11 protein-coding genes are annotated in these 15742 nt (G+C 45.1%); 1 reads left to right on the top strand and 10 read right to left on the bottom strand.

Annotation, left to right across the window (positions count from 1 at the left end; genetic code table 11):
* Positions 1-185, top strand: a 185-nt coding sequence (locus tag H8S57_RS17140) for a hypothetical protein (RefSeq protein ID WP_207723836.1), incomplete at its 5' end; no start/stop codon positions are given.
* Here H8S57_RS17140 and H8S57_RS15885 read toward each other — a convergent pair.
* From H8S57_RS15885 to H8S57_RS18100, 10 genes are all read right to left on the bottom strand, one after another.
* Positions 182-1909, bottom strand: coding sequence for a DUF262 domain-containing protein (locus H8S57_RS15885; protein ID WP_186908961.1), 1728 nt, complete (start codon positions 1907-1909; stop codon positions 182-184). The two genes, H8S57_RS17140 and H8S57_RS15885, sit on opposite strands and share 4 nt — an antisense overlap.
* Before the next feature lie 749 nt (positions 1910-2658).
* Positions 2659-3195: a hypothetical protein gene (locus H8S57_RS15880; RefSeq protein WP_186908959.1), complete on the bottom strand. Its 537-nt coding sequence runs from the start codon at positions 3193-3195 to the stop codon at positions 2659-2661.
* The gene (locus H8S57_RS15875; protein WP_186908958.1) at positions 3195-5270 is read right to left on the bottom strand and encodes an AAA family ATPase; all 2076 of its coding nucleotides are present in this window, start codon (positions 5268-5270) and stop codon (positions 3195-3197) included. The genes H8S57_RS15880 and H8S57_RS15875 overlap by 1 nt, the downstream gene beginning before the upstream one ends.
* A complete protein-coding gene (locus H8S57_RS15870) occupies positions 5267-5458 on the bottom strand; it encodes a hypothetical protein (RefSeq protein WP_186908957.1) in 192 nt (63 codons plus the stop codon). Before H8S57_RS15870 ends, H8S57_RS15875 begins: the two co-directional genes overlap by 4 nt.
* Positions 5445-7604, bottom strand: coding sequence for a DEAD/DEAH box helicase family protein (locus H8S57_RS15865; protein WP_186908956.1), 2160 nt, complete (start codon positions 7602-7604; stop codon positions 5445-5447). Before H8S57_RS15865 ends, H8S57_RS15870 begins: the two co-directional genes overlap by 14 nt.
* 21 nt (positions 7605-7625) lie before the next feature.
* Entirely contained in the window at positions 7626-8759 is a 1134-nt protein-coding gene (locus H8S57_RS15860; RefSeq protein WP_186908955.1) for an aminotransferase class V-fold PLP-dependent enzyme, read from the bottom strand.
* Between the two features lie 11 nt (positions 8760-8770).
* Positions 8771-12298 carry a DUF6079 family protein gene (locus tag H8S57_RS15855; protein ID WP_186908954.1) on the bottom strand — a complete coding sequence of 1176 codons (3528 nt, stop codon included), beginning with the start codon at positions 12296-12298 and terminating at the stop codon, positions 8771-8773.
* Positions 12295-13170 carry a DUF4007 family protein gene (locus H8S57_RS15850; protein ID WP_186908953.1) on the bottom strand — a complete coding sequence of 292 codons (876 nt, stop codon included), beginning with the start codon at positions 13168-13170 and terminating at the stop codon, positions 12295-12297. The genes H8S57_RS15855 and H8S57_RS15850 overlap by 4 nt, the downstream gene beginning before the upstream one ends.
* Before the next feature lie 12 nt (positions 13171-13182).
* Positions 13183-14895 (bottom strand): phosphoadenosine phosphosulfate reductase domain-containing protein, encoded by a 1713-nt coding sequence (locus H8S57_RS15845; RefSeq protein WP_186908952.1) that lies wholly within the window; start codon positions 14893-14895, stop codon positions 13183-13185.
* Between the two features lie 205 nt (positions 14896-15100).
* Complete coding sequence (locus H8S57_RS18100; RefSeq protein ID WP_186908960.1) at positions 15101-15214, bottom strand: Ada metal-binding domain-containing protein; 114 nt, start codon at positions 15212-15214, stop codon at positions 15101-15103.
* Between the last annotated feature and the right edge of the window lie 528 nt (positions 15215-15742).

Below are 15742 nucleotides of genomic sequence, written 5' to 3'. Positions count from 1 at the left end.
AGCTTGACTGCTTCCTCTTTGAATTCCTTATCATATTTGCGCATCGTAAACACCTTCCTGTATTTCTTATTCTATCACTTTTGGGTGTTTACTCTCTGCACTTCTATGATATCCCTCCAGGGATAAGAAACAAGCATAGCGCCAAAGGAGATATTATCATTCCTTGGCGCTATGCTTTGTTTTAGGGTTGAATATTCCAAAGAGTTTCTGCTATCTCATGCAGCCACTTAGCTCTGGCATCAATTTTTTCCTCTGTCCATTCTTCTTCCAATAAAACAGCATTTAAGGTAACCAGTCCCTTGGCGCAGGCTTCAAGCCCTGGCTTATTTGCACCTTTTCCAGACTTTTTTGTAGTCCAATCACTATCTCGTATTGATGCATTTAGCGCTTGAGGAATGATCGCAAGATTTCCTAATGTGAGTAGTTTTGAATCTCTTTGCTTTGCAATTTCATCTGAGGCGCAGGTGGACCAGTTGTTTCTCCATTTCTTTGGCATGAGATGCTCCAAGCTATACCCATCAAAACCAAGAAGCAAAGTTGCACTATTTGCAGGGCGGATATAGCTTTCGATGAGGTAAAGAATACCTCTGGTTTGCAGGTTGGTCAGCTTAGATTTTTGGAACCCGTCCAATAACTCTTCATTAGTAGGAATATATGTTGTCGCGTCATTTCCGCTGTGGAGTTTGGCTATCAAAGAGGTGGCATCCAAAACCTCATTACGAATCAGAGAAGTGAACAGGTTGTTATAGTTTTTCGTTAGTGAATGAACGACCATTCTGCGCATGATGTAGCTTTCCAGGATGCCATACATGGCATTTCGTTCATCCTCACTATACACATTCTTGGCGATATACAGTGTATAGGGAATGAGCGTAGATGTCTTTAACCCAAAGATTATTATATTTAGACGCTCAATGCCAAATGTTCCCGGAATGCTTACCCTACAGGTGTCTGGACTAAATATGGTTCTAAAGCAGATGGCATAATCCTTCATTTGGCTAAGTATAACGCTTTTGTCTCCACCGCAATAATGGTCAATAAAATGCTGATAGGATTGCGCCAAACTATCAACTCTGGCGTACATGATCTTATCGTCATTGCTAACATTGTATCGCTTGTTCTGAATGAAAATCTGGAAGAAAGAATCAAAAAAGATGTCAATGATGGCACGCTTCATTCGACCAGTTTCAATCTCGGTATCCCAATAGGATTTTGCATCATCATCTTTTTCAAAAACAGAGGCCCATTTTGCCTCATATTCGCTAATGGTATTTCTGCTAAAAAAGTAGTTTTTCAGCAGCTCCGAGGTTGTCAGATTAACGCCAAGAGAATTGATAGTGTTAAAAATTTGCTGTTCGTCCTCATCGGCATTCAAATCAATTCGCACAAATTGGGCATTCATCATAACTGTCATAATGCTGAGCTTATTCTCATCAATATGATCCACAAAGTAATTGTACGCTTCAATAATTCTGGACACAGGTGCAGGATTATCTATTTTAGCTACGGATGTAGAGGCCATAACCCTTTCAAAAGCGTCAATATCATTTCTCCCGTGGCGCAAAGCAATTGACTGCCCCATAATTCGGAACTGGCAATCGAAAGTCGTAGGTTGACCAAGTTTCAAACACAGAACTTTCATAAAGAGAAGAAAGGTTGTCAGTCGCTGTTGCCCATCTACAATCGTTCGGCAATCGGTAAAATTTTCGCCGGGATGTGGTCTGCGGCCTTCCTTCAGAATGATAGATCCAAAGAAGTGAGGCTTGTTTGTCTTAACGATATACTCCATATCTTCAATCATCCGAGCCCAAAGATCCTCTTTCCAAACATAGGATCGCTGAAAGAAGGGCACTTCTATAAGCGTAGAGTTATTGAAAATATTTGTGATAATTGCTTTGTGTGCATCCATAGCGAAACTCCTTGCAAAACACTCCTGATAGTCCATAGAAGAAACAATCATGTACAGACTATCGGCATAATACGACAGTCTTGCCTTTATGCTATCATGTAACTACTACGAAAGCAATATGATGATTGATTGTTACACGCCCCAAAAGCACGATATTTAGCCATTAGGGATTGGTTAGGGATTTGGCAGTTTCGGTGGCTATCCTCGCTCATGCTTTCGCCGTCTTTCTGCCCCTTGAACTGTCGCTGAACAGCAATCGTCCCAAACATAAAAGCAGAACAAAAAACGCAGAAAAACCGCCAGAAACGGCGGTTTTTCTGCGAAAGATGGTCGGAGTGCGGGGACTCGAACCCCGGGCCTCCTGCTCCCAAACTTATCGGGAACACTTTTTCTGCTCGTTTATAGTGGTTTATAGCCCTTTTTACTCGGTTCCAGTTACTCTTTGAAACTCTCTAAAGGGACTGTTTCCGGGTGTTCCGGGGCTGTCTGTGGTAATCTATGTGGTCAAAAACGCTTCCCGCCCGGTTCCCGGTGAACATTCACCGGAGCCAGACGGGAAGCGTTTCTCGTTTCAGGTCGTCTGCATTGTAACTCTGGGTAGGCGGTTATGCAAGTGATTTCTGCCCAGAGCATAGCTCAAATCCTGCGCCGCAATAAACAAGGAATAGGGCGCTACTAATCAAATAGACTGTTTTATGGAAGAAGAATGTTAATGCGATGCTTAATCTTTTGTACGCTTCCTTTCCCTTTTATCCGATTTCTGGACATTCCATCGGATCCTTCAGCAACGCAAGAATATTGTTGATTCGCTGATCACCATATTCATCATCGGGACTACCAGGGCGCACAACCAGCATCTCATAAATGTATTCGATGCCACCGCGAGCGTAGCTGTTGAAGAGCTCCATGCCTGCATCATGCTCTTCCTTGGTCTCAGGAATCCGAAATGCGCTGCGAATGCGCTCTTCTTCGTTGAGGCCGCGGCTTTCATCAAGCATCAGCACCAGCTTCATGATAGGAGCCAAAGTTTGATATGTATCAGTCAGCTGCTTCATCTGAATCGTACGCTTGTCATCTCCCACCCGATCGTCAGGCAGACGACGCTTGGCTCGAAGGCCAATAACAGCAGCAATTGCATAGAGATCGACCAGACGCTTTACCATGGACTCCTGAACTTTGTTCTGTACCCACATCTTATCGACATATTCCTTGAAACGACCATTGATAAAGACTTCGCTGGTCTTAAAATACTCAAAGACATGGGGCGGTTCTTTTTTTACTGCCATTATTCAAGCCCCCCTCTCTCGATAGTAGAGCTATTCGCTTTCTCTTCCTTATTCACTCGATAGCAATACTCAGGCAAGACAAATTCGTCAAGGCCAGAGGAGGCCCAGTCCTTATCCAGCATGAAGATGATGACCTGCTCTGCAAATTCTGGAAGTTTTTTCGCAACCAAGCTGGTATTTTCATTGCTCAAAGTAGAGAACGGGCCATCCAACACCAGAGGCAGATTGATAATACCGCTGTCCGTCTCACCTGCACCTGCTTCCTCCGCAGCCTTGCGCCGTGCAAGTTCAAGAACAGAGACGATGTAAACAAAGTTGATGGCAGTTGCCTCACCGTTAGAGAGGTTCTGCTCCTCATAATCCTTAGAGCCACCGACGCTGTGATAATACACATGAATGCGGTAATCATCTTCCAGTTTGGCATACTTCTCGCCGTCATTGAACATCCTGTCGAAGTTCTCGGAAATGATTTCGTTCAACTGCTCAAACACTCCGCTTTGCTTCTTCTTCAACTGACGCTCGGCCATAGCATAAACCGCCTCTGCATAAGCAATGGCCCGGTTGACAGACTCGTTTGCCTCATTTTGACGAGATAGAACATCAAGCTGCTGATTCTTACTATCACGAGTTTTCTTTGCAAAATCAAGACGTACAACATACTCATTTCGCTTTTGCTCATGGTTGCGGCACAGGCTAACCCAAGTGTTATAGTTTTTCCGGAGAGCAGCGATATTGGCCTTCCGATCCATCTTCTTTTCCAGCAGATCTTTCTCGTCGATTTTTTCATAGATCCGATCCTGGATGGAGTCAAAATCTCCAGCCTTATCCTCAATATCGGAAACCAACGACTGTGCATTATACTGCCAATCATAGAGCAAATCGCGGAACTTTCCTGCGGCACCGCCAATCATCTCAGGAGGAATGACCTTTCGAAGTTGCATCAGGTTTTTATAAGCCTCAGAATCCTCGCTCAAGTCCTCACCGCAGAGGCATTTGCCGAGATTAATCAGGTAATCAACGGTATCAACTGTAACTCCAGGGATATCTTTTCCCTCAAGATCAACCTTGGCGAGAAGCGCATCCACCTGGGGCAGCATTTCGCCGGCGAAGAAGCGTGCAGAACCACTAAACATCTTAACAACGTCAGCATAGTAATTCTCGCGATCTTCCTCCATATTGGAAATGTCTTTTTCCAGCTGGGCGAACTTTTTTTGATCCTCTTCAATCTGACGATTATCGTTCAGAGCTTTAGCCAGCTTATCACGCTCACGCTGAGAAGTTTCGAGGGCGTCCTCTTCATCCTTAATCTTATGTTCATATTCGTCAATAGAATCATCCAATGCCTTGATTTCAGCCTGCAGACGGTCATACTCGTCACCGGAACCCTTAATGCGTTCGCGGAGTGTCTTTAATACAGTTTTTCCCTGACCATCTTTGATATGCTTCATCATTTCAATGAGGCCAGTAACACCGAGAATGGTATTGATAGATCCCTTTACTTCGCTCTTAGCAGTCTTGGCATCGCCCCAACGCTCGCCATCGAAGAAGAAGTAATTGGACAAGCTGCGAGGAAGCATATTTTCAATAGTCTCCTGAACACAACCCTTCTTATACTTCTTTTCGTCAGCACCAGTGTTTTCACCATTGTTATTGATGACTTTACCGGGAATGCCATCCTGAATAATGATCATAGTCAGCTTAGACTCACCGTCCTGGACAATCGCTAAATCGCGGTCGCCAGCAGTCTTACGCTTGAAATATGAGGTTCTGGTAAACTTCCACTGGGTATTCCCATCACGGATCACAATCTCAACAGAAACAGTCTGCCGACTTTCTGGGGACATCGTTGCAATGACTTCGTTATTCAGAAGGACGATATCCTTCTTTTTTGTGTAGTTGGTAGTGTTGAGTTCCTCAAACAGCCCCCAACGAAACGCCTGTGCAAGGGTTGTTTTTCCAAATGTATTATCGCCCAAAACGACAGTTACATTTTTATCGTCATTACAAGAAAAACGAATCTCGGTTTCGCCTTTGTAGCGCATAAAATTATGAAGTTTGATGCTTTCAAATTTCATTCGACATCTGCCTCCTTTGAATCCGAAGCAGCATCATCGGCCTGTTTTACGATATAATTCGTAATTCTCTTCACCATGTCCTTGCTGTCATACTGCAGTGTACGAACATTCTTCAATTCAGAGTTCCTGATTGCCATAAACATGGCCATAACGCGAGCGTTATTGACTTTAGAATCATTCGTCGCCATAGTAATCCTCCGCCTTCTTTGTTTCTTCTTCGATGTCAATATAAACCCCATAGGAATCCATAATACGAGTCATCAGTGCTTCGGCCTTTTCACGGTTCGACGCAAGCTTTCCAAACTCATTGATTCGTGCCAGCTCACCCAGAATAATACTCTTGTCTTCATCATAGTTCGTAGGAAGGACATCATCTAAATCGCGAGGCAATGTCACAAAATCATAAATGACAGCCTTCTTTTTGCCTTCGCTCCGGCGCAAAAGTCTACCTCTGCGCTGGATAAACTCTTTCGGGTTCCGGGAACTTGAGAGAATGAAAGCCGTTTGGATGCCGGGAATATTGACGCCTTCGTCCAAACACTTGATAGCTGTAATGACCTGATATAAGCCATCCTGGAAATATTCCTTGATGTTCTGACGTTCTTTCAGATCCTCTTCGGCAGTAAATCGCTGGACAGACATACTGTATTCAGATCTCAACTTTTGGGTAACAAGGTCGATCTGACGTGATTCTTCACCGGAATCCTCGTCTTCCGCCATCGTAGCACCGCAATATACAAGGATGTTCTTTTTATCCCTGTAGTTATCCATCAACTCCATTAGAAGTGCAACTTTGGCTCTGGCACCCGCCAGGAGTCTTGTGCGCTGATAAACGATGAACTTTCCAGCCTCAGAAACCCTCAGCTTACCGTTCTTCTGAACCAAATACTTCTTGAGATCCCGGGTCAGATGCTGGTATGTGTTGAGCTCATCATCCTGAAGATAAACAGGGATCGGGAAGTAGTCATACGGGACAAGGGCCTTATCATGAATCGCGTCCTCCAGGCCATAGTTGATAACTTCGTCGCCGAAAAAGTGGAAAAGCCGCGCTGTGCCAGCCTTATCCATATGGCGTTCAATAGTGGCGGATAGTGCAATGCGATACTTAAACTGTTCAGGCATAATGCTCGACAGAGTTTCCGATCCGAAGTTGTGGGCTTCATCCACGATAAATAAGATGTTATCATCTTCGGTGAATTTACTTACATACGGCTGAACTTTCGGGCCGGAGAAAGTGTCATTTGTTGTGATACAAACAAATGGCGCACTCTCTTTTCTAAAGCGCCTGCATGCCTGTTTCAGACGATCTTCCCAGCGCGGAGTGGTGGATTTCGAATGTGCGATAATTGGTATTGGCGCCCATTCAATCACATCCTCTTCCCACTGGCTCACAAGATGAATGTAAGGACAAACAATGAAAACCGCCAACTTATCATTCAGTTGTTCGGCCAGTCGTACCATAGCTGCAAGCGAAGTGAATGTCTTGCCTGCGCCGGTACACATGGAATAGATACCCTTGCAGTTCTGCTTGAACCATTGATCATTCGCGGCATCCTGATATTCGCGCATCTTCACATAATCAGGCACATGAAATTTGGAATTTTTCTTGATATAAGATTTATAGCCGTATTCCCGCTCATCCGTTGTGTAGTCCACAGACGATTTACGGAAATTGAGCAGCTTATCAATGATGACCTCAGGGAATGGAACAATTTTAAGCTTCTTCGTATTGTCGATCCAGTTGTTATCAAAGTCCCGTTCGGCCTCAGTAACAGCATCGATTTGGCTTCGATCCTTCCAGGAACAGAATGTATAGATAGACTCGAAGTTCTCCTCGAACCCATTGTTCGATTCATTCATAGATCCTGTAAAGCTGATTCGATTGCCATCGGAATCAATGTAAACAGCTATTTTCTCGTGGTAGATATTGATACCGGTATCGGTGCTCATGAACGCTAAACGCATTTCAAGCATTCCAGAAGCAATCATATTGGCGATTAGGTTCAGCCGCTCCTCCTCAAAAAAATTCAAGGGTGAAGTCAAACTGACTTCGAGGGCTCCGATGATAACTTCTTCGCGTGTCTTGTACCCAAGATCAATGGCTTGGATATCCTCTGGGCTCAATTTGGGAGAGCAGATGAGCTGGACTTTTCCTCCACGCTCAGCCATAGCAAACAGTCCGGTACTCAGATCGATCAAAGAAGATGTAGAAAAGTATCCGACGGAACGCTTATAGACCGCCGTCTCCTTCAGTACGGGAATAAAGAAGTCCCGGGGAAAATCGTGCTCGTTGGAGCGATATCTAATTTTTATATCAAGATTCCGGAAACTCATAATTCACACCCTTGCGTGCATTTAGAGACTCTCGATCGCACTTATCAGCGCATCAATGTCTTCTTTCGTGTTGAACTGTCCGATTCCAATTCTGATAGTGCCATGATACGGCTTGTCGCCAAGGTAATCATGGATATATGGAGCACAGTGGTATCCGGTTCGGACGGCGATGTCGTATTCATCATCCAGAATGGTGCCAATTTCGTCAGACTCATACCCTTCTACCACAAAAGAAACGATTCCAAGGGTTTTGTCAGTATCAAATGCGCCCATAAGGTTAACTGACGGAATATTGTTCAACGCCTCAAGCAAATATTCGGTCAATTCGCGAACGGTTTCTCTGTGATCGTCAATGTCCAGACCTTTCAAGGAAGCATTCAGGCCTGCTATCGCCACAACATTTGTGCTGGACGCTTCATAGCGCCCGGGTGCCTCTTCGGGCATGTCCAGAGTCAAGGATGCACTTCCGGTTCCACCGGTAAGCACTTTTTTCAGTGTAATGCCGTGCTTGATCAGAAAACCTCCGATACCGAAAGGCCCCATCAGAGTCTTATGTCCGGCAAAACAGAGAATATCGGCATTCAGAGTTGGCATATCCAGATCAATCAATCCGGTCGCCTGAGCTGCATCGAGAACGGTAGTTGCTCCGCACTCTTTCGCCATCAAAAATAGCTCTGTCACAGGCAGAATGTACCCAGTGACATTGCTGAGCGCATTCAGAATTACGACAGAAGGTGTGTTGATACTGAACTGGTACTTTGCTTTCTCCAGGTCGATCTGCAGATCATCGGTCAGAGGAAGCATCTCAACACTTGCCCCGGAATTTACCGACAACTGGTGGACTGTACGGGCAACTGCGTTGTGCTCGTAGGGAGAAACATAGATAACGGAATCTCTGGTCAAATCAAGTCCATTGAGAACCTGATTCAGCGCATGGGTCACGGACGGGGTGAAAACCACATCCGCATACCCAGTCGCATGCAAAAGAGAAAGAAGTTGGTTCTTTGTATCATCGATGACTGCAGAAGCGTCTCGAGCAGCCTTGTATGAGCCGCGGCCGGCGTTAAAGGACAATTTCCTATTTGCCGCTTCAAGTGCGTTGTAAACCCTTTCCGGCTTCGGAAAAGTGGTTGCTGCATTGTCCAAATAAATCATGTTAGGGCTCCTTAGGTCATCAGTTTTTTGATGACATCCATCAGTACGCCGATCTTTTCGTTGTTTTCAAGAACACCGTCGTACTCTTCCATCATATCCTCAAGAGCATTCTTGAAGAAAGTTGCAGTGGCAGAAAGGTTTTCAGCATTGAAGTCATAGAACTTCTCCACCGGGGTGCCGTCATCAGACATGAGCAGGATCTTCTGAGAAGTGCCTACTGCATCCTCCTTCTTGGAAAGGACTTCATCGACCGCTTCCTTGAGTTCATCTTCAAATTTGCTTTCGAAACCAGGTTTCCAGTCTTCGATGAACATACCAGTAGTCTTTCTAACGATTTTACTGGCAATATCATCTGCGTCACCGGTATCAACTGCTTGAACATATTCGATCAGGCTGCTGGCTCTTGCAGAGAAAATGCTATTTTTCGCAACCTCGGGCAAGTTATCATACCAGGTGAGCAAACTCTGCTGGAGATCAGCTTCTTCAGCAAAACCAAAGGTATTACGGATGATTTTGATAGCGGTGTTCCGGACAAAACGGATATGGAAATCAATTTCATTTTTTGCCATCTGCACCGCAGCAACCGTGTCTGTAGTAGTTGCGGACTTAAAGATCTTAGGCAGACGTTCAAAAATAATATCACGCGGGTTAAGATAGATATCTGTAAAGAGTTTGCGGAAAGCGATAATACTCTTGATATCCTGGCCATCATGGTCTGGATCCCCAAAAGTCTTAGAAGTTTGAGGCAAAGAACGATACCAGGACTGCATCATGCAGGAGATCTTAGCCAGTCGGTTCTTCTTATCTACTTCTCTGCAGTATTCGCTGTAATCAGAAAAGAGTGTCTCCAGGGCATGGATGTATTCGGCTTTTTGCGCAGTTTCCAGCTCAACGTAGAGAGAATAGTCCTTGGGATGCTTGACGATGTTATTGATCGTTTCCAGATCTAGAACGACTTCCTTTTTGTTGAGATAGATAATAGGCATATTCTCGAGCCGTAGCAGACTGTCAAGAATATAGAACGGCAAAACGCCCCGTCTCATGCCATAGGGGGCACGGGTCAGTCTGGTCACAAGGACATCAAAGGACTCTTTGTGATTTACGCAGCCAGCAAAGAACTGCTCCAATTCCGTCCGCACCTGTCGCATATTTTCATCATTTTTGGTATGAACCATGACTGCGCGGAAAATAGTGGATTCTGCACTTGTACCGTCATCATACTTGGAGATATCTTTTCCGTTCAGCAACTCGTCGAGGATCGTATTTCTTGCCTTTGCGACCTGAGCGGTTACTTCGTGGCGGTTGATCAGTTCGTGGTTGATTCTGGGAGTAAAATGATAGGCTGTATCGCAAATATCACTGACAAGGCGATTCAAACCCTTGGGGCCAATAGTGATCGGCCCATCCATACCATAGATGTTTTGGAGGGGATAATAGGTATCCTTTACCCACTCGTTCAGAGCCATAACGGTCTCCTCTGCGAGCTTTTCAAGTTCCTTTTTGATTACCAGATTGTCCTCAATGAAGGCGCTATTATCATGGAGGCTGCTGACGGCCAGATAATACTTAGCTGTTTCGTCGCAAGTAGCCGAGGTGTTCGGCAGGCAGGTGATCAAGCAAGGATTAGCAATTTCTTTGGTATGCGCCTCAACTGCGGCACGATCAATCTCCTCAGAGGGCATCATCATCACGATAACGCCATCGGGACGATTCGGCCAGGTCAGATAGGACAGATCCTTCAAATTCATGTACTGCGCATAGGTCATATATGCGAAGTTGAAGTAGCGGGTCATGCAGAAGGTCTGGTTGTGCTTCTTAGGGAGAATGTACTTCTCTTTTACAACATCAGCCAGGACGCTGCAGGGATCCGCCTTGGAAAAGCGCTTTTTAACGCAGTCAGCGATGGCCTGTTCAACATCCACGCCGACATTGTTCTTGAATTCATAGGCGCCGGTACGGGTTTTGAATTCGATCAGCTTTTTGTCGCTCAGGCGCTCCAGAGCAGCCTGAACATCGGATTTATTTAGGCCTGTTGCAAGTGTAATAAACTTTTCAGATGCCGTGATTTCATCGGCGTTATTGATCATTCGAATAACCGCAATACTCTTGATGACAGCGGCTTCAACAGCGGTTTCAATCTGAGAAAGCGCATAGTCAGCCTTCAGCCACTCATGGTGGATGCCTATCTGAACCTCCTCTTTGAACAGGGGGACAAAGTAGTTATAAACGCTGTCAACACCAACAAATTTATCATTTGTGCTCTTCTCAATGTGACGGGCAAGGCCGTTAGAGTCCTTACTTGCGATATAGGTGAAGATCGTACGCTCATTCTGGGCGATCTTTTCGCTCAGATTCAGTAGCAACATTGCAGCGACAGGAGTCAAGGGGAAACACCCCTTGCCCACAATCTCATTGTAATCTTCAGGGGTGAACAACGAGCTAAACGCTTTCAGCGCATAGGTTTTTTCAATGAGATCCGCGTAGAGCTGGTTGCCCTTAGCCCAATTATCGAATGCTGGGGTCTTTGAAATGGCATCAGAAATCAACTCGTAGTTGTTCTGAGAGGAAACGACAAAATATACCTCTTTCAGGCGTCCTTCCACGCCCTTGAAAGAGTTCAGAATCTCTGCGGGCAGAGCAGAACCATAGGTCTTAATGCTCTTATGTGCGACGCAAGTGAGATGTAGCTGCTCATCTTTAGAAGCGTTACACAGCTCGCACATATCCTGCAGGACCTTCATATCATCAGCAAAGCCTTCGACGGTATGACCCTCGATATACTTGCTGAATTCATCAAAAATAATATAGATGCCTGCATAACCGTACTTTTCACGCAGAATCCGGTTTACGGACTGATAGACGGAAATAACCTCGTTGTCGATCAGCGGATTAAATACACCACCGGAAGTCAGCTCGGGATAAACAGCACGAAAAAATTCCAGCGCCTTTTCATCGTAAGACTCCAGTTTCTTGATAAAAGAGTCGATCTTTTCTTTGCCAAGCTTCTTCTGGAACGCTTTATATGTATCCAGGAAATTCTGCTGCCAGTTCTGGAGCATCTTGACTGATTCGGTATAGTAATTATCAGGAATTACATCATCCAAGCCATCACGAGTCAGCGCAGAGGTCAAGCCGCGCATGAATGCTTGATTCAGAGAGCTATTACCGCCGGCGTTGATAAGAACGGGCAAGAAATGTCCCTGATTCTCCATAACATCGTTGATATGGGCAGCCGCATCGGGGTTCACTGCAGAGATACGCTGAACCAGCTTGTTGATTGCAGACATCTGGCAGGTCTGAGACAGAATCGACAGCAAAACCAGCAGCAGATGGCTTTTCCCCTTGCCGTAGGGGCCAATCAAAACCGTAGCTCGATTGCCGCTGAAGCTGCGAACCTCGTTAATATATGAATCAAGGACATTGACAGAAGATCGCGTGGGAATATATCCGTCAATCTTATCTTGGACATACAGATCCAGAGTAAGGTTCACAGATTTCTCAAAGCGATTATCAATTTTGATGAGCTCGAGTAATTTCATGCGTTATGGCTTCTTTCATAGTGTTCTTCAAGGATTGCGTAAGTCGTAGGCATGTGCGCAGGGTAAACGACATCCAGACCAGCCGTGCGATTTACACGGATATAACCCTTGTTCTGGAGCTGGTCAAGATATTCGTTGATGGATACTCGGTTAAGGTTAAAGACCTTGCCCGGCATGTTATCGCCGGAAACAATGTCATCAATGGACAGGACCTCTTCTTCGCGGAGCTTATCGGCGATTACATACAGGATCAGGGAAGGGTCAATAGAGTCCATGGCAGGATGCTGCTTCTCAAAGGTATTGGAATCCACTTTGTTCAAGAAGCCCAGCGCAGAGAAAGGACTGGTTCTCTTCTCTTCCGGATCAGAGGCAGCATCTCCATTTTCGGTGTACATTTGCAGAATTGCAGCGCAGTCATCCGTAATGGAACGCTCTGGAGGAGTTGTGTCACCGGTAATATTGATGATGTTTTCCGTCATCATACTGATAAGTTCTTCCCTCTTGAAAGAGGTCACATCAATATTGTTGAAGAAGATATTCCAGGAAGTTGCGAGTTTGAAGTTTCTGGAAATATTTGCGTGGATCACCCAGAGAGAAAAGATGTCCTCAAAATACGGATCCTTCCGGAAAATGAGATCACCATACTCCGTCAGAGTGACACCTTCACGCTGGTGTTCCTCAGTGAGCTCAGCAGTACGCAGCCAGTAACGGATGGACTTTGCCATGTTCGTACCGACTCCAAGTGCATCTGCGCCGCTGTTTTCGGAAAATACTGTGGGATTCTCATGTACAGCGTTCAAGCCTTTTGTGAGCCATCCTTCACGAAGAGTAAATGACTCATGGCCTTTAAGCCTGTAATCTTTCTTGTCCATGCTGGTCTTCCTTTAACTTCGTTTTATCGTCATGACTTTCCGCATATAACATCCACCATCATAGTGTCCGATACAGAAACCGCAACGCACACACTTATGATCGGCGATCTTATATGAGAGAAGTCCGGTATGGTCAGTCTGTATATTGATTGCACCCTTGGCACAAGCGCTTTCGCAGCCAAGGCAACCCATACACATTTGGTACTTGGTGATCTGACACTTCACTTTATCCTCAACAGCCTTGATACTCTTACAATGCCCAGCCTTTTTGTTGAGAATACTGACTTTCAATGTCTTACTTCCAATTTTACCCTGAAGTTTCAGAAGCAGGGAGCCATCCTTATCCAGGACATACACTTCGCCAAGCCGGGCGTTGCCAAGATCATAATTGATATAGCCGAAAGGTTTGAACAACTCGTAGAGTTCTTCTGTGATCGGCTTTTGCAGTTCAAAATTCAAGGTGTTTTCCTGCAAAGCACAGGGTTCAAAGGTAATCACAGAACTTTGAGCATACTCCAAGCCATTACCACCCTGACGGGCCTTCCAATTTCCATCATCAACATAGACTTCCGGATCGGGTTTTCCGATCTTCTTTGCAAAGTCGATAAGGAGATTACGAAAATGCTCATACCGCTCCGGCATATATACCCGGGACATAAATCCAGACCAGGCACTGTTATTTGGACAGCACCAACAGCCAACGCGCGTGTATCCAAGACGATACGCAGTATTGAAATCAATACCCGTGGTCAAAAGATACAGCCAAATATCAAAATCCAGCCAATCAATGATTGGGGAGACGGTCTTTTGAATCGCAATTTTAGGGCTATCGGACTCTCTGTCATATTTACTTCGAGAGGTCGATTCGCTTCTGCGGATGCCAAAGAACGTGAGGATCCGCTTCTTTCCACGGAACAGAGATGTGATTTTTCTCTGGATGGCACCAGTCTTGAAGATAGTGCAACACCAGCGCATCACACGGCTTGGAGGACCAAGCTGTTTGCACAGTTCTTCAAAATTCTTGTCCTTGTTCCGAGAAGTCAAGACAGGGGTTTTAGGATAAGCCTTCCGGAATCGTGCGACATACGCTTCGGTTTCAGGGAATTCCAGCGTGGTATCGCCATAAATATGCAGGATTTCCTCGGTACAGAGGGCTCGCATAACAAGGCTGGAAACGACAGTGCTGTCTTTACCACCGCTAAACGAGACATACATCTCTGTAGTGTCATAGCTCTCGGCCATTTTGCGGATGAATCGAGTCGCCTCATCGGTGATGTCCTCGTAACGTTTCCTGTTAGCAAGCAAGAACTTCTCAATGACCGCCTCGAATGCGGTGTTTTGGTTCTGCGTTTCGTACAGCTTCAGTTGCTCTCTGACATAATCTGCATCAACATCTTTCGTCTGACTGGCTGTAAAGGAAATCTTCTCACCATCTGCGTAATAATAATTTCCTGCTGTATTCCAGACAGAAGAGTTCTTATATTTAAGCGGACAGCCAAGTAGGATCTCCAGCAGAAGCCTTTCCTGAGGAAACACGGGGCGAATATCTGATCCGATCCGCTTTCCTTTAGATCCACAAATAGGGCAATGTTCATCAAAAATAGGGACATTGCAACACTCGCACCAATATACCGTGGAATTGGCGATTTCTGTTCTCTCTCCACAGTGCGGACATTCAGATAATTCAGTTGTGATATTGCAGTTTTTACATGTATATTTTATCATTTTAGCCTCGCACAATTGTATAAAGGAAATAACAGGAGTCCCCCTATACAGCAGGGGTTTCTCCTTGAAAATTAAAATAACTATATAAAGTATATATTATCATGTTGACAAGTAAACCGCAATATGCTATTGCGCAAGCTTTGACAAGTTAGTATGTAGGACCGTCATAATAAATAAGGCCAATTATAAGTCCCCACGTTCAAACTTAGGGATTGCAGTTACCACATGGCTCAAGTTCTCTATCGATGGCTTCTTGATGGGAGTTAATATAAACGCAATTTTTTCTGCGGTTAGGTTCTTGCGTGTGGGAAGATGGAATTTCATCGAGTTCTTGTTGCTGATATACTCTCCAATATCATCCGGCTCGGGTGTAACAGTCACAGTCATTCGAACCCACATGCCGCTTGTCAAAACCCGTTTTCGAGTCATTTCCCGCTTATGACTTTTGGTGGAAATTAAGCGAAGATGGAAGTACACAACGGAAGCCCAAAAGCTGCGGTATACTGCGGATTTTGGCTTCCGTTTTTCTCTTTTATTTGAACCCACCGGGTTTTCCGAGTTCTTCCCGTTTTTGCCCCGAATTATGACCGGAGGATAGAACAAGGATAGAACTGCACGCCAGATTGGGGGTATTCACACCCATACCATTTCACGAAAACGCAAATCACCGTTTTGATTAGACAACTTGATTTTATTTGAACCCACTTCAAAATCCAACATTTTACACACCAGTGAAGTACCTCACCTACCAATGACAGATGAACAAGAAAGTGAGTGCTGCACATGGATTTGACTAAGTATTACCCCGACATCGTCGCAAAGTATCCCGCCTATGTAACCAAACGGG

It is taken from the genome of Lawsonibacter hominis (genome assembly GCF_014287895.1).
In the GTDB taxonomy this organism is placed as follows: domain Bacteria; phylum Bacillota; class Clostridia; order Oscillospirales; family Oscillospiraceae; genus Lawsonibacter_A; species Lawsonibacter_A hominis.
This window is presented reverse-complemented; position numbering and strand designations above follow the sequence as displayed.